A 24433-nucleotide genomic window follows, 5' to 3' on the forward strand; every position below is an offset into this window, starting at 1 on the left:
TTGCGCTAAAAAGTCGGTTTGCGAAACTTATCGGAAGCGATAAATTCGTTTGCGCGGGCACACACTGCGTACCAGAGCGGTTTTACAGCATCCGTTGCAGCGTGCCGTCCTTCAGTACCCACTGGTGATAGACCGCCGCCGCAATGTGCAGCACGACCAGCGCGGCGAAACCATAGCCCAGCAGTTCATGCGTTTCGTGGGCGGCGTCGACGATCGCCATGCCCTTGGTGAACGGCAGCTTGGGAATGGCGAACAGGCCATAGAAGCTGAGCGGATACTTGCCGGCCGACGAGAAAATCCAGCCGGTGACCGGCAGGATCAGCATCAGCAGATAGAACGTGCCGTGGGTCGCGGCGGCCACCTTGCGCTGAAACGCGCTGAACCCGGCCGGATAGTCGGGCCGCTTCCACAACAGGCGCCAGCCGATGCGCGCGATCGACAACACCAGAATGAGCAGTCCGGTCGCCTTGTGCGAGGGCATCGACGCCCACACATCTTCAAAGCTTTCGCCGAAAATCCCGGTGAACAGGTTGAACAGGATGGCCAGCGCGATCGCCCAGTGCAGCGTTCGTGCCACGCCGTTGTAGCGGGCGACAGCGGCAGGCGGGTACAAAGTGCTGGCCATGGTCATGTCCTTCGATTCACGTGCAACCCTTGCTCGCAGCCCCTATCGGACAGCGATGCGCAGACCCGCCCACACCGTGCGCGGGGTGCCGTAGTCCATAGACCCCCCGGCGTTGCGCGTCACCACCGTTGCATCGAACAGATTTTCGCCACGCAGCACCAGACTGAACGCTCCCTTCAGCGGGATCTGGGCAAAGGCATCGAGCGTCGTCGCCGCCTTAAGCGCATCGGTCTGCAAGTCGTCCTCGTACTGCAGGCCGACATGGTGCAGCGTCACCGCAAGGTTCCAACGTTCGGCCGGGCGCCACGATGCGGTGGCGCTGGCCGCCCAGCGCGGCGTCTGCGAGGGGCGCTTGCCGTCGAACGCCTGCCCCGGCGCTTCGACTTTGGCGTTGGTATAGGACAGCGAGCCACCCAGGCTGACTTTGCCCAGCGCGGCGCGGGCGGAGAACTCGACACCCTGCGCATGGATCGCATCGACATTCTGGCGCTGGCGCGTGGTAGCATCGATCGTGACGTTGGCGATGGCATGGCGCACGCGGTTGTCGAAACCGGTCAGCGACAGCGTGACCGCAGCCAGCGGGCGCCAGTCCACCCCGCCTTCATAACCGATCAGCCGCTCGTTCCCGAGCGCCGGGTTGGCCAGCGTGGTAATCGGGAACACGGTAAAGGTGCGGTACAACTCGTTGAGCGTGGGCTGGCGCAAGTTGCTGTAGGCCGCCGCGCGCACGTCGATGTGCGGCAAGGCATGGACCACCACCCCGCCGCGTCCGCTGACCGACCAATCGGACTGCTCGGGATAGACCTTGTCGCTGGTCAGCTTTCCGGCAAGGTCGCTGGTCTGCAACATGCCGCCGCTGATCGCGGTGCGGTCGGCGCGCACGCCACCGGTCAGCACGACCGCGCCCAGAGTCCAGTCATCCTCGGCATAGAGCCCCAGATCGCGGTTGGTTCCGCCCGCGCGACGATGACCACTGACCACGCCGGCCTTGTAAGTGTCCTCGTTGGTGTGCCCTTCGGCAACGCGCCAGTCTGCGCCCAGCCGCAGCACATGGGACGCGCCTACCGGCGGGCGCAGCTCAAGCTTGCCGCCCGCGCCGGTCGCCGGGGTGGAGCGCTGCGCCAGCGTGGGCTTGAACGTACTGGCGCTGATCACGGTGTTGTAGAAATTGCGCGCCTGGACATAGCCGAGCGCATCGAACTGCCAGCGACCGCGACCGACCACGCGGATCGATCCGTCCTGCCCGTTGGTGCCGGTATCAGCCCCGGCAAAGCGCAGCGTGCGGTTGTCGTCGAAGGCCAGTCCGCGCACCTGCAATTCGACGTCCGGCGCGATCGGGGTGACGTAGCGCAGACCTGCCGACCAGCTTTCATACTTGGCTTTTACGCTTGCTGGCACGCGCTGGTCGACCGGGGTGGTCCAGAAGCCGGGGCCACGGTCCCAGCGCCCGCTGACGACGGCAAAGCCTTTGCCAAGCGTCGGCGCAACCGTGCCCGAAAGCTCGGTATCGCCGCGGTCATCGACCAGCCCCTGGGCGTTGAACAGCCCAAGCTCGCGCGCCGATGCGCTGGTCAGCTCGATCGTCCCGGCCACCGCGCCGGCGCCGAATGCTCCGGAGCCACCGCCCTTGGTCACGCGGATGTTCGACAAGCGTTCGGGCGCCAGCGCCGACAGCGGGATATGCCCGAAGAACGGGTCGGCCATCGGTACGCCGTCCAGCAGCACCAACGAGCGGCTGGTGGCGTTGCCGCCCAGCGCCCGCAGCGTGACGCCTTGCGCCGAAGGGTTGGAGGCGCGGCTGTCAGACCGGCGAAATTGCTGAAACCCGGCGACGCCTGAAAGCGCATCCTCGATCCGGCCCGATGCGGTGGCCAGAAGGCGGTCGCGATCGATCTCCTGCACGTTGTAGGCCGGAGTCGCGGGCGGAGTCGCAAGTCCGATGCCGGTAACCACGATCTGCTGGGCCGCCGAATCGGCAGCCTCTGCATGGGCGCTTGCGGGATCGCCGAGCAGGCTGATTGCAACCAGCGGAAGGCAGGAGAATCGAGAGATGGAAATGGTTTGGCGCATTGTCATGGCGGTTTTTCAGGCTCCTCGGAACAATCGCAGGTAGCCTGAAGCGGTGTGGGCGTCATGTGCCAAAAAGTTCAATGCAACGCCCTTCTTTACGCATGGAATCAAAAGTTGGGCATGGGGCGAATTGCGTATGGGACATACTGCGCTGCGGCATAATCTGGCATCACAACGCAACCGTGATGAGGGGCTATGCGCATTCAAAGATTGACCCAGGTCGAACCCGCTGTCGTGGCCAAAATGCGCCAGGCGATCAATTGTCAGAAGCCGGAAGTGATCCAGAGCCGTTTCGGCATCGGTCTGAACACGTGGGTGAAATTGCGTGAGGGCAAGGCGATCCGTCATTCGGTCGCAATCCGCCTGTTGCAACGTTTGCAGCGCGACGAACTGATCTGACCAAATTGCACCCCGGCCGCTGTCGAGGTCGGGGTGAGACCCACTGAAACCTTGCTCTTGGGGGGGACTTGAGTCCGTTCCGATTGCAGTGCACAATGGTTTCAATGTCGGCGTCCCGCGAAGGACCGATCCGGCATGGCACAAGGGTCAAAACGCAACCGATGTTGATCTCGCCGCACTTTGGAAGCGTGCCGCCCACCGGGCGTTCCAGCGCGGTATCGCGGCTCCGGTGCCATAAACGCTATCGTTTCGCGATATGTTCGCTTCTCAGGCAGTTGGACATTGTCGCATGAAGCCGGGGCTCGGTGGAGCACCTCAAGACCACAGGCATCACAGGGCGGAATCTCCGGTGTCTGCGGGGGCAACTGAAATTTGCGCGGGCGCGCCGGGTTCTGCCGAATCGATCGAACGCGAGCTGCGGGCGGAAATCGCGCAACTTGCGCACGAGCGCGACGCGGCCGCCGCAGCAAGTGCCGCAAAGAGCCGCTATCTGGCCAATGTCAGCCATGAAATCCGCGCGCCGCTCAACGCCATTTACGGCTATGCGCAATTGCTAGAGCGCGGATCGGGCGTCGACCCGACCGAGGCTGCCCGCGTCATCCGCCGCAGCGCCGAACATCTGACCGATCTTGTCGATGGCTTGCTCGATATCTCGTTGGTCGAACACGGCGTCATGCGCGTTGCCAGCGATGTGGTGCGGCTGTCTTCGTTTCTCGACCAGATCGAGCGCATGTTCCGGCCCGCCGCTACGGCAAAAGGGCTTGCGTTCAGTGTCGAGGTGCGCGGTCGGCTGCCCGAATGCGTGCGCACCGACCAGAAGCGCTTGCGGCAGGCGCTGATCAATCTGGTGTCCAACGCGATCAAGTTTACGCCTATCGGATTTGTCACGCTGGCCGTCGGCTTTTCGGGGCAGGTCGCCACGTTCGAGGTGCGCGATTCCGGTCCCGGCATTGCGGCCGAAGCGCAGCATCGCATCTTTGCGCCGTTCGATCGGGGCGAACAGGATGCGGGCACCGAAGGCATCGGGCTGGGACTGCCGATCACCCGGGCCATCGTGCAGATCCTGGGCGGCGATCTCGACCTCGACAGCACGCCGGGGCAGGGATCGTGCTTCCGGGTGCGGTTGATGTTGCCCGAAGTCGCGCCCCCGCGTGAGGCAAGTGTGCAAGCGCGTCAGAAGTCGGCACCGATCGTCGGCTACGAAGGCGCGCGCCGCAAGATTCTGGTCATGGATGACGACGTGCGCCAGCTGGCGTTCGTGCGGCAGGCGCTTGAGGACATCGGCTTCGATGTCGCGACTGCGCCCGACGGAGCCACCGCGCTGGCATTGGCCGATGCGCGCCATTTCGATCTTGCCCTTCTCGACATCGCGATGGCCGGGCCCGACGGTTGGCAGACCGCCGCCGCGTTGCGCCAGCGCCATGCCGAAAGCCTGCGCATCGTGATGCTGTCGGCCAATGCACACGACCGCCACGGGCCGCCGTCCGGTGAATCGCCACACGACGTTTTTCTGGTCAAGCCGGTCGAAATCGCCACGCTGTTCGACACGCTCGGCACCCAATTGAACCTCGCGTGGCTGCGCGCCGACCGACCGGATGCCACCGATGCAGCGGTACTGCCGCAACCCGAGGCGTCACGCATTGCTTTGCCGGAAGCGGCAAAAGTCCGTCTGGGTGCATTGCGCGAACTGCTGAAGATCGGCTACGTGCGCGGCATAGAAGCGGAAATTCGGGCCCTTGAAGCCGCTGCGCCACAGGCGCAACCGCTCGTCGCAACGCTGTACGATTGCCTCGACCGGTTCGATCTCGCCGGGTTGGCGCGGACTATCGAGGACTATTGAAAATGGCGGACCTGCCGCTCCATCGCGACACGGTGCTGGTTGTCGATGACATGCCGGATTCGTTGCGCCTGCTGACCGATACGCTGGAAAGCGGTGGTATCTCGGTGCTGGTGGCGACATCGGGCGGCGCTGCGCTGGACTTGCTCGAACACGTCGTGCCCGATCTGATCCTGATGGATGCGGTGATGCCCGGCATGGACGGGTTCGAGGCGACCGCGAAGATCAAGGCGAACCCGCGCATCGCGCAAGTTCCGGTGATCTTCATGACCGGGCTGACCGAAAGCGAGCACGTGATCGAGGGGTTCGAGGTCGGCGGCGTCGATTATGTGCGCAAGCCGGTCAACGTGCACGAACTGCTGGCGCGGGTGCGCGTCCATCTGGGGCACGCGCGGGCGGTGCAAGCCAGCACCGCCGGGCTCGACGCGACCGGGCGAATGATGATCGCCACCGATTTCTCGGGGCAGTTGCTGTGGTGTACGCCGCTGGCCGAGCGCGCGATTGTACGGGTGGCGCCCGATTGGCGGCGCGATGGGGCAGAATTGCCCGCCAATCTGCGTCAACTGGTCGAGCGACTGGTGCAACGGCGCGAAACGCGCGGCGCAAGCGCGCGGCTCGAACGGGGATCAGGCGCGCTCGAACTGGTGCTGATCGCCCAATACCGCGAAAACGAGGTGCTCATCCGCCTCAACGAACTTGATCCGCAAGAGCATGCGACAAGGTTGCAGGCCCGCCTTGGCCTGACCGAGCGGGAGGCCGAAGTCCTGCTGTGGATCAGCTATGGCAAATCGAACGCCGACATAAGCGATGTGCTGGCGATCAGCCCGCGCACGGTGCAAAAGCACCTTGAGCGCATTTACGAGAAGCTGGGCGTGGAAACCCGCGCGGCGGCCGCTGCCATCGCGATCCGCTCGACCGAGCAATAGCAACGCCGTCCGGCCTCCACCGCGGATGAACACGCAGCGGAGGCCTTGGGCATTAGCTCAATTGATGGCGTCCATCACTTCTTCTTGGGTGCAGGCTTCTTGGCTGCGATTCCTTCGATCTCGATCAGGAAATAGGGACCGGCCAGCGCCGCGACCTGGAAGGTCGAGCGAGCGACGGTGTTTGGGTTCTCGGCGGTCTTGAAGAACTGCTTGAAGCCCTCGTTTGCACCTGCGAAGTCCATCTTGCCCAGCTTCGGATCGGCCGCGACGAACAGCGTCAGCTTGATCAGGTCGGAAATCGCATAGCCACGGCTGGCGAGCGTTTCCTTGATGTTGTTCAGCGCGCTGATCGTCTGGGTCTTGGTGTCGCCCAGATCGTCGATCGACTTCACGTCAGCGAAGGTTTTCGTCGGATCGACGGGCGAGGCGAGTTTGCCCGAGAGGAAGAACAGGTCGGTGCCCGCCTTCACGTCGGCACCATCGAGGATGAGGCTCTTGGTGTCGTTCTGCACCCGCGTAACCTGCGCTTGCGCGGCGGTGACAGGAGCGATGGCGGCTGTGGCAAGAGCGGCGGCAAGGACGAAGCGGTGAGCAGACATAAATGCTGACATGAAGGTATCCTCTGGTCTGGCGTGATCCGCAGCCTGTCGGGCCGCGTGGCCGGGCACCAATGAAAAGCGCTTATTGGCATATTGAGCAATACCAATGGTCGCTGCCGCGCAAAAGGGTTAGCTCAATTGTCAACTTGCGCAGTTGAGATACGTCGATCGGCGTATGTGCAACTGCGAAGGTCGGGGTGCATGGCTGGTCGCTGATAAGGATCGGCATGTGAAGGCTGCAATCATAAGCGGCTGGGCCAATCCCGAGGCAAACACGGGGTTCTACCCCAAACCACCGGGAGGGGACCCGGCGGTAAAACCAATGAGGGCAAGAAATCATGGCGCCAATTTCGAAGATCGCGTTTGCAACGCTGCTGGCCTCGACGGCCATCAGCACCTCCGCCTTTGCGCAAGAAGCGCCTGCCGCTGCTGAAGCGTCAGCGCCGGTCGCCGAGGACATCATCGTCACCGGCACCCGCACCACCGGCATGCGCGCCGCAGACAGCGCCGCGCCGATTCAGTTGGTTGGCTCCAGCGCGTTCCAAAGCGTCGGCCAGCAAGACCTGACGCAAGTGCTGGCACAAAGCCTGCCTTCGCTGAACTTTCAGGCATTCGGTGGCGACACCGCCAACCTCAACCTGACGGCCGCGCTGCGCGGCATCAGCCCGAACGACACGCTGGTGCTGGTCAACGGCAAGCGTCGCCACACCACCGCCAACCTCGCCGTGCTGGGTGGCAGCCCCTATTCCGGCGCTGCCAGCACTGATCTTTCGTATGTGCCCACCGGTTCGATCGGTCACATCGAAGTGCTGCAGGATGGCGCTGCGGCGCAATATGGCTCCGACGCCATCGCGGGCGTCGTCAACATCATCTTGAAGAACGCCGACCACGGCGGCAGCCTCAGCGTCAATGGTGGCAAGAACTACGAAAACGGCGGCAAGACCGTCGCCACCTCGCTCAACGCCGGTTTCAAGCTGGGCGAGCGCGGTTTCGTGAACGTCACCGGCGAGTACAAGTTCCATGACTATACCCAGCATGGCAACTATGACCGCCGCTTCTTCTATGCCGACGGCACGTTCAAGCCGGGCCTGAGCGACGTGCAGATCGCCGGGATCAAGGCGAACCCCAAGTACCCCAACGTCAACACCATCAACGGTGACGCGCGCTACACGCTGTACAACATCTCGTTCAACGCGGGCTACGATCTGGGTGACAGCGCGCAAGTCTATGCGTTCGGCAACTATGGCAACCGCAATGCCAAGGCGTACGAAAACTATCGTCACCCGGCGCGCGTTTCGGGCACGACCAGCACCGGCGTGAAGGTTTATCCGCTGCCGCTGGGCTTCCAGCCGCAAGAACACAGCCGCGAAGAAGACTTCTCGCTGACCGGCGGCGTAAAGGGCAAGGTTTCGGACTGGAACTACGACCTGTCGCTGACTTACGGCAAGGATGCGGTCGCGCTCTATACCATCAATTCGGCCAACCCCGGCGTGTTCGCACTGCTCCAGTCGGCCAGCGCCACGCCGCTGACCGGGCTGCAGCGTGACTTCTACGACGGCCAGTTGCTCAACAGCGAATGGACCGGCAACCTCGACATCACCCGCGATTTCGACGTGGGGCTGTCCAAGCCGGTCACGCTGGCGTTCGGTGGTGAATACCGCAAGGGCACTTACGCCATCAAGCAGGGCGAGTGGGCTTCGTACATCTACGGCGGCGGTCAGTCCTATCCGGGCTTCGCACCGACCGATGCCGGCGTCTACAGCCGCAAGGCCTATGCCGGTTACATCGACCTGGCGGTTGATCCGGTGGAGAACCTGCACCTCGACGTAGCGGGCCGTTACGAACACTATTCGGACTTCGGTTCGGTGTGGACCGGCAAGTTCAACGCCCGCTATGACTTCTCGCCCGCAATCGGCATCCGCGGCACCGTCTCGAACGGCTTCCGCGCGCCGACGCTGGCCGAGCAGTACTACTCTTCGGTCAACGTCGGTCCGGGTTCGACCTTCGGCCAGTTGCCGCCGAACTCGGCTGCCGCGCAAATCCTCGGCTTTGCCAAGCTGAAGCCGGAACGTTCGGTCAACTTCTCGGGCGGCATCGTGCTGCACCCGGCCGACAAGGTGCAGATCACGATCGACGCCTACCAGATCAAGATCAAAGACCGCATCGTGCCGTCGGGCGACCAGTTCGGTTCGCTTGGCACCGACATCGTGTCGCAGGCGATCATCAACGCGCTGATCTCGCGCGGCGTGTCGCTGGCCGACGCCACCTCGTATGCCGGTATCGACATCTTCACCAATGGCGTCAGCACCCGCACCCGTGGTGTGGAGGCAACCGCCAACTATGCCAGCGACTTCGGCGATTCGGGCAAGGTCGACTGGTCGCTGGGCGTCAACTACAACAAGACCGACGTGACGCGGATCTCGGGCCTGCCCGCTTCGGTGTACAACGAAAAGTACGGTCAGACGAAGCTGCTCACGCAGAACTCGCTCGACGCGCTGACCTCGGCCACGCCGCGCGTGAAGGTGATCGCCAACGCCCTGTGGAGCCTTGGCAGCCTGTCGGTGAACTTGCGCGGCACGGTCTATGGTTCGGCCAGCCAGCACATCAGCCCCGATGGGTCGGGTGCGGGCAGCGCGGCGCAGTTGATCAAGATCGGTACGACGCTGATCGCCGACCTCAACGTCGGGTACAAGGTGACCCCGGCGGTCCGGTTCGACCTTGGCGCCAACAACCTGTTCAACAAGCAGGCGCCGACTCTGCCGACGATCGCCAAGGGCACCACCAACGAACGTCCGCTCAACGGTAACGTGTACAACTCGCCCGTCGGGTTCACCCCTTGGGGCATCAACGGCGGCTACTACTACGCCCGCGCGACGTTCAACTTCTGACGACTATGGGCAGCGGCTACGTCCCTTGCGGCGTGGCCGCTGCCCACAACCCTTCAAGGCGCGGCACGAAGCGATCGATGCTTCGGCCGCGTTTTGCGATTTGAGGATGTGACCGTATGGTCGCGGTCATGACCGATCCGATTGCCCAGGCCGCTGCCGCGCTGGCGAGCGATCCGCGCAAGGCCGCAGCCCAAGCGCGCGCGCTGGCCGCCCGCATGCCCGGCGATCCGCGCCCCCGCCTGATCCTTGCCTCGGCACTGCGCCGTCTCGAGCAACCCCAGGAAGCCCTGCCGATCTTGGTCGAACTGGCCCGCGCCTTTCCCAAGGCCGCCAAGACCCGCTTTGAACTCGGCCTGTGCCTTTGCGCAACCGGGCGCACCCGCGAAGGCGATCAGCAACTTGACGAAGCCGTCCGGCTCGATCCCACCAATGCCGAAGCGTGGAGCGCCATCGAAACCCGCGCCTTTGCCGCTGGCGATGCTCTGCGCGAACGCCGTGCGCAGGCCGCACTGGCCCGCATCGATGCCGGCCACCCCGAACTGGGCCGTGCTGCCGAACTGGTCGTGCTCGATCGCCACGCCGAGGCCGAGCCGATGCTGCGCCGGTTCTGCCTTGCCAATCCCAACCATCCTCAAGGGCTGCGGTTGATGGCAGCCTGTCAGGTGGCGGCGCGCGGCTTTGACGCCGCCGAAACACTGCTGCGCCATGCGCTGTCACTTGAGCCAGGGTCCATCCGCCTGCGCTTCGATCTTGCTCACGCCCTGTTCGCGGCGCGGCAGGCCGAGCGAGCGCTGGTGGAACTGGCGCCGCTGCTTGAGGCCGATCCAGCCAACCCGGCCTACCGCAACTTGCAGGCCGCCTGCCTTGGCCTGCTGGGTGACGATCAGGCGGCTGAGGCGATCAACGCCGAACTTGCCGCCGCGTTCCCGACGAACGCGCGCGTGGCCGTCAACCACGGCCATGCCGCGCGCACGGCGGGCGGACGTGACCGGGCGATCGCCGCCTATCGCCGCGCCACCGCACTCAGCCCGCAGTCGGGTGAGGCGTGGTGGGGCCTTGCCAACCTGAAGGTCGGCGTGCTGACCGACGAGGATGAGGCGCAGATGCGCCGCCTGCTGTCCATGCGATTGCCCGATGATGATCGGATGCGCATCGCCTATGCTCTTGCGCGGCGGCTCGAGGATACCGGACGCGCTGAGGAAGCCTTCGCCCACTACGCCAGCGGCGCCGCGCTGGCGCGGGTACGCTTTGGCGGGGCCGGGCGCGATTATGCGGCTGAGGCAGCCGGTGTGGTGGGCACCTTCACGCCCGATTTCCTTGCCGCGCGCGCCGGGCAGGGGGCGCAGAGCGATGCGCCGATCTTCGTGGTCGGCCTGCCGCGTTCGGGTTCGACGCTGGTCGAGCAGATCCTCGCCAGCCACCCGGCAATCGAAGGCACGATGGAACTGTCCTACATCGGCGCGATCGCCGCACGGATCGAGCATCAGGGCGGAGCGGAGCGGCTGACTGCTGCCAGTGCCGACGAGTTGCGCAGCTGGGGCGAGGAATACTTGGCCCGCGCGCAAGTCCATCGGCGGCTGGGCCGGGCCCACTTCATCGACAAGATGCCCAACAACTTCCGCCATATCGGGCTGATCCGGCTGATCCTGCCCAACGCGCGGATCATCGACGTGCGACGAAATCCGATGGCCTCGTGCTTTTCGGGCTTCAAGCAGCTTTTTGCCGAAGGTCAGGAGTTTTCCTACGACCTTGCCGATCTTGCCGCCTATTACCGGCACTATCTGGCGATTGTCCGCCATTTCCACGCTGTCGCGCCCGGAACGGTGCATACGCTGATCTACGAGGATCTGGTCGAGGATACCGAGGGGCATGTGCGCCGGTTGCTGGATGCGGTCGGTGTGCCGTTCGACCCGGCGACGCTGCGCTTCTTTGAAAACGACCGAGCGGTGCGCACGGTCAGTTCAGAGCAGGTGCGCCAGCCGATCTATCGGTCGGGACTGGATCACTGGCGCACGTTCGAGCCTTGGTTGACCCCGCTGGCCGATGGGCTTGGCCCCGATCTTGCCGGATGGCGGGAATGAGCGGGGTGGGCGCCGAGCCTGCGGGCAACAAGGAATTTGGTCTGCAGGGCTCGGTTTGCGATGGGAATGCCCGTGCAAACCGGAGCGCGTCTGAAGCGATGATGATGGTGGGACTTTGATGAACAAGACGATACGAATGACGGTGCTGGGCCTTGCCGGGCTTGCCTGTGCTGGCGCACTGGCGGTCGGCAGCCCCGGCTTTGCGCAGGATCGGCCGGGACCGGGCGGCGGTGGAGCCGCGGTGTCCGATGAAGGGCGCGAGGTGTTCGAACAGATCTGCGCTGCCTGCCACATGGCCGATGCCAAGGGCGGCGGCAGCGATGGCGCGCGCGTGCCAGCTCTTGCTGGAAACAAGAACCTGGCGAACAAGGACTATCCGATCATCCTGCTGCTCAAGGGGCGCGGCGGCATGCCCTGGTTCACCGACATTCTGACCAAGCCGCAAATCGCCGCGGTGATCACGTATGTGCGTGGTCACTTCAACGACTACCACGATCCCGTGACCGTTGCCGACATCGACCGCATCGGCAGCACCAATCCGCCCGTTCCCGATTGCAACTGCGGGCATTGAGCCTGCCGCCTGCCTGCTGATCCCAACCGACCGCGTTCTGGAAGGACCAAGATGCTCGACAACTTCACCCCGCCGACCCGCCGTGACCTGCTGACGATGATTGGCAAGGCGGGGGGCGCGGCTGCGCTCTATCAGGCCATGACGGTGCTGGGGCATGCCGCCGACAGCCAGTTTGCCGGCCCGCCCAAGCTGACCGGCGCCAAGCCCGGCGCGACCGTGCTGGTACTGGGTGCAGGCGTTGCAGGCATGTTGTCTGCCTACGAACTGACCAAGGCCGGCTACAAAGTGCAGGTACTGGAATTCCAGAACCGGCCCGGTGGGCGGAACTACACGGTGCGCGGCGGGGATACGATCACCGAGCTGGGATCGACCCAGGCGGTGAACTTTGCGCCGGGCAACTACCTCAACCCGGGGCCATGGCGCATCCCGTACCATCACCGCACCGTGCTGCATTACTGCAAGGAACTGGGCGTCCAGCTTGAGCCGTTTCTGCAGATCAACCACAACGCGCTGGTCCACCGCAAGAACGCGTTTGGCGGAAAGCCGCAGCCCTATCGTGACCTGATGGTCGACTACAAGGGGCACGTCTCCGAGCTGCTGGGCAAGGCGCTCAATGCCGGTGCGCTCGACACCACCGTGACCGCCGAGGACAAGGCCAAGCTGCTCGAAGCGATGCGCGACTGGGGCGTGCTCGACAAGAACATGGCCTATACCAAGGGCGTCAAGGTTGGCGAACAGCGTGGCTGGGACCGGGCGCCGGGCGGCGGCGTGAACGGTGCGCCGATCCCCAATGACGTGCACGGCCTGTCGGACATTCTCGACAGCCGTATCTGGGACAACATGAACTTCTTTGCCGAACACGTGATGCAGACCACGATGTTCCAGCCTAAAGGCGGCATGGACCACATCGGCAAGGCGTTTTACGCCAAAGTTGCCAAACAGGTGCGACTGGGCACGCGCGTGACCAAGATCGCGCAGGACGACAAGGGCGTGACCGTCGACTGGGTCGACACCAAGACCAATGCGGCCGGGCAAAGCAAGGCCGACTGGCTGGTCTGCACGATCCCCGCGCCCGTGCTCAACCAGTTGGACATTCAGGTGTCCGACGCCAAGAAGGCGGCGATCCGCGCGCTGCCCTATGGCAATTCGGTCAAGATCGGGCTGGAGATGAAGCGCCGCTTCTGGGAGACCGACCACGCCATTTATGGCGGCATCTCGTTCACCGATCAGCCGATCGGGCTGGTCAGCTATCCCAGCCACGGCACCTTTACCGATGGCCCGGCGGTTCTGTTGGGTGCCTATCCGTTCGGTATCGGGGCCTATATTCTGGCCGGTATGACCCCGGAAAAGCGCATTGCTGCAGCATTGGAACAGGGTTCGGTGTTCCACCCGGCCGAATACAAGGCCGAATTCAGCAACGGCGCTTCGGTCGCATGGAGCCGGATGCCGTGGATTCTGGGTTGCTGCGCCACCTGGACCGAGGAATCGCGCGCCGCGCACTATCAGAACCTGGTTTCGCTCGACGGCCGGATCGTGCTCGCTGGCGAACACGCCTCGTACTATGGTTGCTGGCAGGAGGGGGCGCTGCTCTCGGCGCTCGATGCGGTCACTCGCCTGCACGAACGGGCGGTCGCGGCGTGATCCGCCACGCCGCCATCACTATGATCTACTGAGCGAAACAGCGCCGGAGCCAGCCAAAGGGGAAACATATGGCAAGGCTCCGGCGCTGCCGCGCCCGTGACGGCCCTACCGATGGTGCCCCAGGGTGTGGCATACCAGAGGTCCGATCACGGACTTTCCTTAAGTCCGGGACTGCGCCAAATTTAGTCGCTGCGGTGCCGTTGTACAAGCGATTGCCAGTCAAATCGTGCAGAATGGCGGGGCTTCGCAACTGCGGCACTGACGCAGCCTTGCGAATAGTACTGCGTTCGCGCCGCTCTAACCACCTGCAGGTATCTTGCAATTTCGCGCTGCAATGCGCATCGCTTTGTTCCGGGAGAAACCGGAATGACCATGAGAGCCTTGCAAGTCCACGCCTTGACCAGCGACTTTTCGGGAATCGGACTTGTCGATGTACCGACTCCGCAGCCCGGTCCGGGTGAAGTATTGGTGCGGATCGAGGCCTGTGCGCTCGGTTTTCCCGATTTGCTGATGACGCAGGGGCTCTATCAGGCCAAGCCAGCGCTGCCGTTCGTTCCGGGGATGGAGGCTGCTGGCACGGTCGTTTCGACAGGACCGGGCGATGCCGCTGGCTGGCGTGCGGGCGATCGGGTGATCGCAGGGGGTCTCACCGGCGGAGCGGCGCAATATGGCGTCTTTCCTGAAAGCGGGCTGCAACCGTTGCCGACGGCGCTCGACTTTGCGCAAGGCGCTGCGCTGCGGGTGGCCTACCTTACAGCATGGGTCGCGCTGGCCCGGTTGGGACGGGCACAACCCGGCGAGACAGTGCTGATTCACGGTGCGGCTGGTGGGGTCGGACTGGCGGCGGTCGATCTGGCGCGGGCGCTGGGCCTGAAGGTGATCGCGGTTGCCTCAACCGGTGCCAAACGCGCTGCAATCGCGGCGTTGTATGCACCCGATCATGTGCTGGCGGGGCCGCTTGGCCTGCGCGAACAAGTGCTTGAACTGACCGATGGGCGCGGGGCCGATCTGGTCTACGATCCGGTGGGTGGTGACGTGTTCGACGAATCCTGTCGCTACACCGCGTTCGGTGGCCGCCTGCTGGTCGTTGGCTTTGCCAGTGGCCGGATCCCCGAGGTGAAGGTCAATATCCCGCTGATCAAGGGCTTCTCGGTCATCGGTGTGCGGGCTGGCGAGTATGGTCGCCGCTTTCCCGAGCACGGGCGCGAACACCTTGCCGCGATCCATCGGCTGGCAGACGAGGGGCGCATCACGCCGCACGTTCATGCGCGGGTGCCGCTGGAAAGTTGGCGCGATGCCTATGGCGCGATGCAGGATCGCAGCGTCGTGGGCCGGACGGTCATCCTGCCCTGGGGCTGATCTTCAGAGCAACGACCTAAATGACGGGCCGAAAAAGCGACGGGCCGAAAAAAAAGGGCCGCGCGTTGCCGCGCGGCCTTTTGAAGTTTGGGAGAGGATGCCTGAAAGGCCCGTCCTCTTTGGCTCCGACTGGGGAGTCGTGCAAGTGCGAAACAGGCGTGTACACTTGCAAAAATATCAATGGAATGCTCTGGTTTGCGACGAATTGATCGTTTCGAGCGCCAATGAAATTCAGAAAAATGTTTAAAAACAGATTATTAAATCGTATGCGTAAATTCACTTAAATTGCATCAGATGCGCTAACTGCAATTTTTGATAGGCGCAGGTCACTGCCACCTTTGGCGCTTGCCTGGCAAGGCAAAGGGCCTTGCCATTGCGTCCGTACGCTTTCAGACCGGCGCGGATAAAGGAGTTCGGGTCATCATGAAGTCGAATCGCATCGCCACCATCGCGTCTGGAACCGGCCTCGCGGCCCTTGCCGCACTGGTCATTGGTACCGCGCCGGCGCAGGCCGCCGCAGCTTATGGAGCAACGGCTGCCACCGAAGCGGCGGCGCTCGATCTGGCAATGAAGTCCATCGCCATCCGTTCGGTGATCGGCGAGGGCAACCGCACAGCCGATGTCGCCGCGCTCTATCGCGACCGACTGGTGGCGGCTGGCTGGGCAGCGGGCGACGTGGCGATCACTCCGTTCGAAGATACCGCCTATCTGATCGCCACATGGCCGGGCAGCGATCCCACGCTGAAGCCGCTCGTCCTGTCCGGGCACATGGATGTGGTCGAAGCCAAGCGCGCCGACTGGCAGCGCGATCCGTTTGGTCCGGTGGTAGAAGATGGCTTGCTCTATGGCCGCGGGGCGACCGACATGAAGTTCGACGGCGCCATGCTGGTGACCGCGCTGGCCGACTTGCGCAAGCAGGGCTTTCGTCCGCGCCGTACCATCGTGCTCGAATTTTCGGGCGACGAAGAAACCACGATGAAGACCAGCTCGGTGATTGCCGAGAAGCTGAAGAACGCCGAGCTGGTGCTCAACGTCGATGGCGGCGGTGGCGCCTTCGATGAAGCCAGCGGCAAACCGCTATACTGGACGTGGGGCGGCGCGGAAAAGACGTATGCCGATTTCCAGCTGGAAGTGCGCAACCCCGGCGGACACAGTTCGGCGCCGCACCCCGACAATGCCATCGTCCAGTTGGCGCAGGCACTGGAAAAGATCGGCGCCTATCAGTTCGCGGCCGAGCAGAACGCCATCACGCGCGAATGGTTCGCCAAGGCGGCGGCCTATCAGCCCGATCCGGCCAAGGCAGCGGCCATGCGTGCTTTCGCCGTGAACAAGGACGATGCCGCCGCCGTGGCACTGTTGCGCAGCGATCCGTCGCTGGTCGGCAAGACCGGAACCACGTGCGTGCCGACGATGCTGGCGGGCGGCCATGCCCTGAACGCGCTGCCCCAGCGCGCGACCGCAAACATCAACTGCCGCATCTTCCCCGGTCACAGCCGGGCCGAAGTGATCGCGGAGTTGCAGAAGGTCATCGCAGCGCCGGTGGTCACGATTTCCGACGTCTCGCAAGGATCGGTCGAGACCGGGCCATCGCCGGTCCGGGCGGATTTCGTGGGTGCCGCGACCAAGGCGATCCGTGCGGCCTGGGGCAAGGACTTGCCGGTCATTGCAACGCAGGATTCAGGCGCATCGGATTCGGCCTATTTCCGCGTCAACGGTGTGCCCAGCTACAACGCCAGCCCCACTTTCGCCAAGCATTCGGAAAGCTTCTCGCACGGGCTGAACGAGCGGGTGCGCTTAAGCAACGTAAAGCCCGCGCTGACTTATTATTTCAGCATCATTCCCGATCTGGCGAAGTAAGCGCGTCGATGTGGCGGCGGGCGATCGCGCCCGCCTCCGCTGCGCTGAAGCATCCGGGTGACAGGCACAGTTCCAGCCACAACCCGTCGACCAGCGCGGCAATGGCGATGGCTGACAGCCGCAGTTGTCCGGCCGCAACGCCGCAATCGGCCAGCAACGCCTCCAACCGGGCGCGATAGCCAGCGTATTGCTCGTCGTGCTGGCGGGCTATGTCGGTGCGGGCGCCGACCAGTCCCCAGAATGCGATCCAGGTGGCAAGCAGTGCCGGATCGGCGATCGGCGCGGCAAAGCTGGCGGTGACGAACGCTTCAAGTCGCGCGCGCGGTGCCGCTCCTGCCTGCGCCAGCACGTCGTCGAGCGTGGCGGTCACCGTCGCGTCGATATGCGCATATGTTGCGGCGACCAGCGCATCGACCCCGCCGAAGTGGTGTCCGATCAAGCCAGCCGAAACGCCGGCCTCCTGCGCGATGGCGCGCACGCTGGCGCCTGAAGAACCGCTGCGCGCAAGCACTCTTGCGCAGGCCTCGATCAGGCTTAGCCTGCGCGCATCGGGTTCGGCGCGGGTATAGGTCGGCGTGCGTCCTGGGTTGCCGTCGGCAGCAGGTTCGGGCGCATCAGCGGCGCGTGCAAGAAAGGTGGCGTCGGTCACTTGTCTATCCTGCCCGTTGTTGTACGATCGTTCAACAAGATCGTTTTCAGAGGAGTCGTGCCGTGGCCGATCTCGCGAATGCCTTTGAACAGATTGCGGCGCTCGATCATGATCCCGATGCCGACTGGAGCCTTCCGGGCTGGCTCTATACCGATCCCGAAGTGCAGGCGCTCGAGATTGAGCGGGTGTTTCGCCCATCGTGGCAGATCGTGTGTCATGAAAGCGATATTCCGGGTCCGGGCGACTGGCGCAAGCTGGACTATATCGGCGAAAGCGTGATCGTGGTGCGCGGTGATGATGGCGTCGTGCGCGCCTTCGCCAATGTCTGTCGCCATCGTGCGATGCGGTTGGTCGAAGGCGACAAGGGCTGCGCCAAAAAGTTCATCTGCCCCTACCACGCCTGGGCGTTCGAGACCGACGGGCGGCTGACGGGCGTACCGATGAAGTCCGACTATCCGGCGCTTAGGCTTGAGGAAAACGGGCTGGCGAAGATCGATCTTGAGATCTGGCGCGGGTTCATCTTCGTGCGACTGGTCGATGCCGGGTTCCCGTCGGTGGCCACCATGATGGCTCCGTTTGAGGCTGAGGTCGCCGCCTATCGCTTTGAGGACATGCGCTGCATCTCCGACGTGCGGTTGCGCGACCGCTCGGTCAATTGGAAGAACGTGGGCGACAACTACTCGGACAACTTGCACATCCCGGTGGCGCACGACGGGCTGACCCGCATCTTCGCCAAGTCCTATGAGATCGAGGCGCACGGCTGGGCCGACCGGTTGAAGGGCGATCTGGTCGACAAGCCCAGCAGCAACTTCTGGGAAAGCTTCTACATGAAGCACTTGCCCGCAGCGCCGCACCTTTCGCCCACCGCGCAGCGGCGCTGGCTGTATTACAAGCTGTGGCCCAACATGGCGTTCGATATCTATGCCGACCAAATCGATTTCATGCAGTGGCTGCCGACCGGCCCGACCACCTGTGTGCTGCGCGAGATGGCGCACGCCTTGCCCGACGATCGCCGCGAGATGAAGTTGGCGCGCTATGCCAACTGGCGGGTCAACCGGGTGGTCAACAAGGAGGATACATGGTTGATCGAGCGGGTGCAGCAAGGCATGGCCTCGCAGACCTATGGCGCCGGACCGATCGGGCGCAGCGAAGTGTGCCTTCGCAGCTTTGCCCGCAAGTACCGCGCACTGATCCCCGAGGCTCGTCTGCACAAGGCACCGCCTGCGGGGTGGAGCAAATCTTGAATTGAAAACAACCCCTCCGTTCGTGTCGCGCGTCGGCGAGACACCTGTGCGCGCGCGTTGCGACCCGGTGTCCCGCCCGCGCTCGACACGAACGGGTCGGGGGCATGACAGGGGAGCAATACCATGACCAACCGTTACGACGCTCTGATCATCGGCGGTGGCCACAATGGCCTGACTTGCGCGTTCTATCTTGCCAAGGCGGGGATGAAGGTGCGCGTGCTTGAACGCCGCGACATCGTCGGCGGGGCCTGTGTGACCGAGGAGTTTCACCCCGGTTTCCGCAACTCGACCGCCAGCTATACGGTCAGCCTGCTGCGCCCCAAGGTGATCGCCGACATGAAGCTGCATGAGCGCGGCTTTCGCATCATCGAGCGCACGATCAGCAACTTCTTCCCCTTCCCGGATACTTACCTCAAGCTGGGCGGAGGTGCAGAACGCACGCAAGAGCAGTTCGCGCGCTTTTCGCAAAAGGATGCAGCGACGTATCCCAAGTACGATGCGGCGCTTGAGAAAGTGGCGCAAGTGCTGCGCGACATCGCGTTGCAGACCCCGCCCAACGTCGGCGGCGGCGTCCGCTCGTTGCTGGCCGCTGCGCAGCAGGGCTGGCCATTGGCGAAGATGAGCGTCGAGACGCAGCGCGACTTGCTCGACATCTTCACCAAGTCGGCGCGCGACTTCCTTGATGGCTGGTTCGAAGATGATCACGTCAAGTCGGCCTTCGCGTTCGATGCGGTGGTCGGCAACTTTGCCGGAGTTTCGACGCCGGGTAGCGCTTATGTGCTGCTGCACCACGTGTTTGGCGAGGTTAACGGCAAGCTGGGCGCGTGGGGCCACTCGGTCGGCGGCATGGGCGCGATCGCCCAGGCGATGGCGGCGGCCTGCACCGAATACGGCGTCGAGATCAGTCTTGAAGCTCCGGTGGCCAAAGTGCTGGTCAACAATGGCAAGGCGCAAGGGGTTAAGCTGGAAAGCGGCGAGGAGCTTTATGCACCGATCATCGCCGCCAACGTTGGGCCTGCGCTGCTCTATCGCCAACTGGTCGATTCGAGCGATCTGGACGAGGACTTCAACCGCCGGATCAAGGGCTACAAGACTGGATCGGGCACGTTCCGCATGAACGTGGCGCTGTCTGAACTGCCCGATTTCACGGTGCTTCCGGGCAAGGACAAGGCCGAACACCACACTGCCGGAATCATCATCGCGCCGGGTCTGGACTACATGGATCAGGCCTTCATCGATGCCCAGCAGACCGGCTGGTCGAAGAAGCCGATCGTCGAGATCAAGATACCCAGCACCGTGGATGACAGCCTTGCCCCTCCCGGTGGACACGTCGCCAGCCTGTTCTGCCAGCAGTTCGCGCCCGAACTGCCCGACGGCAAGAGCTGGGACGACGCGCGCGAGGAAGTGGCCGACCTGATCATCGACACGATCACCGACCACGCCCCCAATTTCAAGAACGCGGTCATCGCCCGCCAGATCCACTCGCCGCTCGATCTTGAGCGCAAGTTCGGGTTGATCGGCGGCGACATTTTCCACGGCAACATGGGGCTGGACCAGTTGTGGGCGGCGCGGCCGGTGCTGGGCCACGGCGATTACCGGGCGCCGATCAAGGGACTCTACATGTGCGGATCGGGCACCCATCCGGGCGGCGGCGTTACCGGTGCGCCAGGCCACAATGCCGCGCACGAGATCATTCGCGACCGCTCGATCGTGTGGAAGGCGCTGCATCGCGCGCGGTGATCGGCGCAGAGGAGGCTGATACCAGCCAGTCGGAAGAACGACTGGCTGGGGCGGGAGGATTCGAACCTCCGAATGCCGGTACCAAAAACCGGTGCCTTACCACTTGGCGACGCCCCAGCGGGAAGTGGCGCGTATAGCGTCCACGGCGCGAAAGGAAAGGGGGGATCAACACCCCTTTCGGGAGTTTTCAGCCGGTAATCCCCAGCCGCGCGAGCACGGGCAGCAATTCGTCGAAGTGATCGATCACCGCATCGGCGCCCAGCTCGTCGGCGGGGCGGTCGTTGAACCCAAAGCGCACGACCACCACCGGCAGCCCCGCGGCGCGCGCCGCGCCGACATCGAAAGTGGTGTCGCCGACAAAAGCGGTGCGCCCGCCGGTCGCTCTGGCACGGGCGATCATTTCGTGCAGCATGTCTGGCTTCGGCTTGGCGCGGCCATCGCCCAGCGTGTCGCCGCCGATGATTGCGGCAAAGCGGTCTTGCACGCCCAGATCAGACAGTAGTTTGCGGGCCAGAGCCTCGCGCTTGTTGGTGGCGATCGCGGCTTTGACCCCGCGCGCGGCAAGGGCATCGAGCATTGCCTCGGCGCCCGGATAGAAGCGGGTGTGGCGGGCGATGTTCTCGGCATAGAACGCCACCAACTGCTCGTTGAGTGCGGGCAGGGCGGCTTCGTCCACCGGACCGTTGCGCGCGATTGCCTTGCGCAACATTTGCGCGCTGCCGCCGCCGACCAGCGCGGGCACCTCGGCAAGCGGAATGGTCGGCCGTCCATCCAGTTCCAGCGCGTGGTTGAGCGCATGGCCAAGGTCGAGCGCGGTGTCGAACAAGGTGCCATCGAGGTCGAATCCGACCAGCGAAAATGGAAAATCGGTCATGTTTGTGGCGAGTGCCCGGCTGTTCTGGAAACTGCAAGGAAATGCTGGCAAAGACCCTGTCATGACCCAGCACCCCCCCGCTTCCGCCGCCCCGCTTGCCGTGATCGTCCTTGCCGCGGGCAAGGGCACCCGCATGAAAAGCGACCGCCACAAGGTGTTGCATGCCATCGCCGGGCGACCGATGCTCGATCACCTGCTCGCCAGCGTCGCGCAACTTGCTCCCGAACGGCAGGTCGTCGTCGCCGGGCACGGCCGCGATCAGCTGGAAAAGGCGCTGGCCGGGCGCGCAGCCATTGCCTTGCAGGAACCGCAGCTTGGCACCGGTCATGCCGTGCAGCAGGCTGAGGCAGCGCTGGAGGGCTTTGCGGGCGATGTACTGGTGCTTTACGGCGATGTGCCCTTCGTGAAGCCGGACACCATGCGTGCGCTGCTGGAGCGGCTCCACGGCGATGATCAGCCCGCGGTGGTCGTGCTGGGCTTCGAACCGGCCGACCCGCTGCAATATGGCCGGATCGTCGCGGTTGACGGCGTGATCGCCAGGATGGTCGAATACAAGGACGCGACCGCGGCCGAGCGCGCCAGCCCGTTGTGCAATTCTGGCCTGCTGGCGGCGCGCTGCGATGACTTGTTCGCGTTACTGGCGCGAGTCGACAACGCCAATGCGCAGGGCGAGTACTACCTTCCCGATATCGTCAACATCGCCATCGCCGATGGACGCGGTGCCGCCGTAATCGTGACCGAGGATGCCGACGAAGTGGCCGGGATCAACAGTCGCGCCGAACTGGCCGAGGCCGATGCGCGCTGGCAGCACAAGCGGCGGTTGCAGGCGATGGCCGATGGCGCCACGCTGCGCGCTCCTGAAACGGTGTGGTTTGCGTGGGACACGGTGCTGGGTCGCGACGTGACGATCGAGCAGAACGTCATCTTCGGTCCAGGCGTGACCATTGCCGACAACGTCGAAATCCGCGCCTTCTGCCACATCGAGGGTGCGCGGATCGAAAGCGGGGTCACCGTTGGCCCGTTTGCCCGATTGCGCCCCGGTGCGGTGCTTGAGGAAAAGAGCCGCATCGGCAACTTCGTCGAAGTGAAGAACGCCACGCTGCACAAGGGCGCCAAGGCCAACCATCTGACGTATCTTGGCGACGCCGACATCGGTGCGGACGCCAACATCGGCGCAGGCACCATCACCTGCAACTATGACGGCTATTTCAAGTATCGCACTGTCATCGGCGAGCGGGCCTTCATCGGATCGAACTCGGCGCTGATCGCTCCGGTGCGGATCGGCGCGGATGCCATCGTCGCCGCAGGCAGCGCGGTCAGCCGCGACGTGTCGGACGGCGAGCTGCGACTGGTGCGCGGCGAGCAACTGGTCAAGCCCGGCTGGGCCGACAGCTTCCACGATGCGATGAAAAAGAAGAAGGCGGAACGCAAATGATCACGATCGCCCAGGCAACGCAGGCCCATCTTGATGGCTGGGCGGCATTGCGCGGGCAATTGTGGGACGAGGAGCCGGTTGCGGCTCATCGCGAGGAAGCTGCGGCGCAACTGGCCGACCCTGAACGCTTCCTCAATCTGGTGGCGCTGGCCGATGCGCAGGTTGTCGGCTTTGCCGAAGCGTCGATCCGGCACGAGTATGTCAACGGCTGCGATACGTCGCCGGTGGTGTTCCTTGAAGGCATTCTGGTTGCCGAGGGCTGGCGCAGGCAGGGACTTGCCAAGCGGCTGTGCGCGGCTATCGCCGACTGGGGCCGGAGCAAGGGTTGCAGCGAATTTGCTTCCGACGCATGGCACGATGACGTTGAAAGCCATGCGTTCCACACCGCTGTCGGCTTTGCCGAGACTGAGCGCGTGGTCTATTTTCGCAGCCAATTGTAACGATCGCGGCGAACCCTTCGGGCATCCCAGCAAAGGCCATCCCCCATGCCCATCGCCCAAATCAACATCGCGCGGTTTCATGGAGCGAAGGACGATCCGGCCAACGCACCCTTCTTCAATGCCATCGATCATGTGAATGCGCAGGCAGAGGCGGCCGACGGCTTCGTCTGGCGGTTGGTGGGCGAGGGCAACAACGCCACCGATATCGAGATCGTGCAGGGAGATCCCGATCTGATCGTCAACATGTCGGTATGGCGCGACGTCGAATCGCTTGAAGCCTTTGCCTATCGCCATGCCGATCACCGCGCGGTACTCGCACGGCGCAAAGAGTGGTTTCAGGACATAACCCCCTCTTTGGTGCTGTGGCCGGTGCCCGAAGGGCATGAACCGACAGTGGCGGAAGGCATGGCCAAACTTGCCGAACTCGCCGCCAATGGCCCCGGCAAGGCCGTGTTCACGTTTCGCTGGTACAGGGAAAACCGGTCGGGCTGATGGGGCGCGGCCCTTGACATGATATCATGATATGATATCAGAATATCATCATGACCAGAATTCTTGCCGATCTGCCCGATGATGACATCAAATGGCTCGATACCCGCGCTGCCGAGCAGGGGCGATCACGAGCGTCTGTGCTGCGTGATGCGGTGGCGGCTTACAAGGCGCAAGCGGTGTCATCGGGAAACAAGGACTGGATCCTGCGCGGGGCCGGGTACTGGAAAGATCGTGCCGACATTGGCGACGGGGTGGAATACCAGCAGGGCATCCGCGAGGATCGTCGCCCCTACGAAGATATCTGAGCCGTGTCCGACCCGTTCTTTGACACCAACATCCTGATCGATTGGTTGAAGGATCGTCCGCAAGCGACGGCGGAACTGTCGCGCTATAACGGGCATCGGGTCAGCCGTATCGCCTGGGCAGAAGTGCTTGCAGGAGAGCCGCTTGAAACGCGTGACCGGGTCCGTGATCTGATAGCGCCGTTCGAGGTAGTCGAGATAGATGGCCGCATCGCGGCAACCGCCGCAGACATCCGTCATCGCACCCGAATGAAGCTGCTCGATGCGTTGATTCTGGCGACCGCGCAAGTCAATGGCGCCATACTGGTAACCCGCAATACCCGCGATTATCCGGTGAACATGCCGGGCATACGCGTACCCTATACCCTGTGAACCCCAACTCCCTCTGACCAAAGGCACCCTCT

At 63.8% G+C, this 24433-nt stretch carries 21 protein-coding genes and 1 tRNA gene; 16 read left to right on the plus strand and 6 right to left on the minus strand.

Going from position 1 to position 24433, the window contains the following annotated elements; translation table 11 throughout:
* Window positions 1–82: 82 nt before the first annotated feature.
* Together LDN95_RS03910 and LDN95_RS03915 are read right to left on the minus strand one after the other, a co-directional pair.
* A complete protein-coding gene (locus LDN95_RS03910) occupies window positions 83–625 on the minus strand; it encodes a cytochrome b (RefSeq protein WP_226016334.1) in 543 nt (180 codons plus the stop codon).
* Window positions 626–667: 42 nt separating this feature from the next.
* Window positions 668–2695 carry a TonB-dependent receptor plug domain-containing protein gene (locus LDN95_RS03915; protein WP_370631652.1) on the minus strand — a complete coding sequence of 676 codons (2028 nt, stop codon included), beginning with the start codon at window positions 2693–2695 and terminating at the stop codon, window positions 668–670.
* Window positions 2696–2938: 243 nt separating this feature from the next.
* Between LDN95_RS03915 and LDN95_RS03920 the strand changes: the two genes are divergently transcribed.
* From LDN95_RS03920 to LDN95_RS03930, 3 genes are all read left to right on the plus strand, one after another.
* Complete coding sequence (locus tag LDN95_RS03920; protein WP_226016336.1) at window positions 2939–3094, plus strand: hypothetical protein; 156 nt, start codon at window positions 2939–2941, stop codon at window positions 3092–3094.
* A gap of 349 nt (window positions 3095–3443) precedes the next feature.
* The gene (locus LDN95_RS03925; protein ID WP_226016337.1) at window positions 3444–4934 is read left to right on the plus strand and encodes an ATP-binding protein; all 1491 of its coding nucleotides are present in this window, start codon (window positions 3444–3446) and stop codon (window positions 4932–4934) included.
* Window positions 4935–4936: 2 nt separating this feature from the next.
* Window positions 4937–5857, plus strand: a complete 921-nt coding sequence (locus tag LDN95_RS03930) for a DNA-binding response regulator (protein WP_226016338.1) — start codon at window positions 4937–4939, stop codon at window positions 5855–5857.
* Window positions 5858–5931: 74 nt separating this feature from the next.
* Here LDN95_RS03930 and LDN95_RS03935 read toward each other — a convergent pair whose 3' ends face one another.
* Window positions 5932–6468 carry a Rid family hydrolase gene (locus tag LDN95_RS03935; protein ID WP_226016339.1) on the minus strand — a complete coding sequence of 179 codons (537 nt, stop codon included), beginning with the start codon at window positions 6466–6468 and terminating at the stop codon, window positions 5932–5934.
* A 326-nt stretch (window positions 6469–6794) separates the two neighbouring features.
* On the opposite strand from LDN95_RS03935, the gene LDN95_RS03940 reads away from it, so the two are divergent.
* The 6 genes from LDN95_RS03940 (at window position 6795) to LDN95_RS03965 (ending at window position 16853) form a co-directional block, all read left to right on the plus strand.
* The gene (locus LDN95_RS03940; protein ID WP_226016340.1) at window positions 6795–9344 is read left to right on the plus strand and encodes a TonB-dependent siderophore receptor; all 2550 of its coding nucleotides are present in this window, start codon (window positions 6795–6797) and stop codon (window positions 9342–9344) included.
* A 128-nt stretch (window positions 9345–9472) separates the two neighbouring features.
* A complete protein-coding gene (locus LDN95_RS03945; RefSeq protein WP_226016341.1) occupies window positions 9473–11425 on the plus strand; it encodes a tetratricopeptide repeat-containing sulfotransferase family protein in 1953 nt (650 codons plus the stop codon).
* 118 nt (window positions 11426–11543) lie between these two features.
* Window positions 11544–11996, plus strand: coding sequence for a cytochrome c (locus LDN95_RS03950; protein ID WP_226016342.1), 453 nt, complete (start codon window positions 11544–11546; stop codon window positions 11994–11996).
* A 51-nt stretch (window positions 11997–12047) separates the two neighbouring features.
* Window positions 12048–13637, plus strand: coding sequence for a flavin monoamine oxidase family protein (locus LDN95_RS03955; RefSeq protein WP_226016343.1), 1590 nt, complete (start codon window positions 12048–12050; stop codon window positions 13635–13637).
* Window positions 13638–14009: 372 nt separating this feature from the next.
* Complete coding sequence (locus LDN95_RS03960) at window positions 14010–14996, plus strand: NADPH:quinone oxidoreductase family protein (protein ID WP_226016638.1); 987 nt, start codon at window positions 14010–14012, stop codon at window positions 14994–14996.
* A 423-nt stretch (window positions 14997–15419) separates the two neighbouring features.
* A complete protein-coding gene (locus LDN95_RS03965; RefSeq protein WP_226016344.1) occupies window positions 15420–16853 on the plus strand; it encodes a M20/M25/M40 family metallo-hydrolase in 1434 nt (477 codons plus the stop codon).
* Here the strand turns inward: LDN95_RS03965 and LDN95_RS03970 are convergent.
* Entirely contained in the window at window positions 16831–17502 is a 672-nt protein-coding gene (locus LDN95_RS03970; RefSeq protein ID WP_226016345.1) for a TetR family transcriptional regulator C-terminal domain-containing protein, read from the minus strand. The two genes, LDN95_RS03965 and LDN95_RS03970, sit on opposite strands and share 23 nt — an antisense overlap.
* A 62-nt stretch (window positions 17503–17564) precedes the next feature.
* Here LDN95_RS03970 and LDN95_RS03975 point away from each other — a divergent pair, with 62 nt between their 5' ends.
* Window positions 17565–18746, plus strand: a complete 1182-nt coding sequence (locus LDN95_RS03975; protein WP_226016346.1) for an aromatic ring-hydroxylating dioxygenase subunit alpha — start codon at window positions 17565–17567, stop codon at window positions 18744–18746.
* A gap of 123 nt (window positions 18747–18869) precedes the next feature.
* Window positions 18870–20486 carry an NAD(P)/FAD-dependent oxidoreductase gene (locus tag LDN95_RS03980; RefSeq protein WP_226016347.1) on the plus strand — a complete coding sequence of 539 codons (1617 nt, stop codon included), beginning with the start codon at window positions 18870–18872 and terminating at the stop codon, window positions 20484–20486.
* 42 nt (window positions 20487–20528) lie between these two features.
* On the opposite strand, the gene LDN95_RS03985 is transcribed toward LDN95_RS03980, so the two are convergent.
* Window positions 20529–20603 (minus strand) — tRNA-Gln (locus tag LDN95_RS03985).
* A 70-nt stretch (window positions 20604–20673) separates the two neighbouring features.
* Window positions 20674–21360, minus strand: a complete 687-nt coding sequence (locus LDN95_RS03990; RefSeq protein ID WP_226016348.1) for an HAD-IA family hydrolase — start codon at window positions 21358–21360, stop codon at window positions 20674–20676.
* A 61-nt stretch (window positions 21361–21421) separates the two neighbouring features.
* Between LDN95_RS03990 and glmU the strand changes: the two genes are divergently transcribed.
* Genes glmU through LDN95_RS04015 form a run of 5 tightly spaced genes read left to right on the plus strand, consistent with a single transcriptional unit; the run spans window position 21422 to window position 24401 of the window.
* A complete protein-coding gene (gene glmU / locus LDN95_RS03995; RefSeq protein ID WP_226016349.1) occupies window positions 21422–22795 on the plus strand; it encodes a bifunctional UDP-N-acetylglucosamine diphosphorylase/glucosamine-1-phosphate N-acetyltransferase GlmU in 1374 nt (457 codons plus the stop codon).
* Window positions 22792–23235, plus strand: coding sequence for an aminoglycoside 6'-N-acetyltransferase (gene aac(6'), locus LDN95_RS04000; RefSeq protein WP_226016350.1), 444 nt, complete (start codon window positions 22792–22794; stop codon window positions 23233–23235). The genes glmU and aac(6') overlap by 4 nt, the downstream gene beginning before the upstream one ends.
* 45 nt (window positions 23236–23280) lie before the next feature.
* Window positions 23281–23727 carry a DUF3291 domain-containing protein gene (locus LDN95_RS04005; protein WP_226016351.1) on the plus strand — a complete coding sequence of 149 codons (447 nt, stop codon included), beginning with the start codon at window positions 23281–23283 and terminating at the stop codon, window positions 23725–23727.
* Between the two features lie 50 nt (window positions 23728–23777).
* Window positions 23778–24032 carry a CopG family transcriptional regulator gene (locus LDN95_RS04010; protein WP_226016352.1) on the plus strand — a complete coding sequence of 85 codons (255 nt, stop codon included), beginning with the start codon at window positions 23778–23780 and terminating at the stop codon, window positions 24030–24032.
* Between the two features lie 3 nt (window positions 24033–24035).
* On the plus strand, window positions 24036–24401 hold the full coding sequence (locus tag LDN95_RS04015) for a type II toxin-antitoxin system VapC family toxin (RefSeq protein ID WP_226016353.1): 366 nt from the start codon (window positions 24036–24038) through the stop codon (window positions 24399–24401).
* Window positions 24402–24433 lie beyond the last annotated feature (32 nt).

The organism is Novosphingobium sp. FKTRR1, from assembly GCF_020404405.1.
GTDB lineage: Bacteria > Pseudomonadota > Alphaproteobacteria > Sphingomonadales > Sphingomonadaceae > Novosphingobium.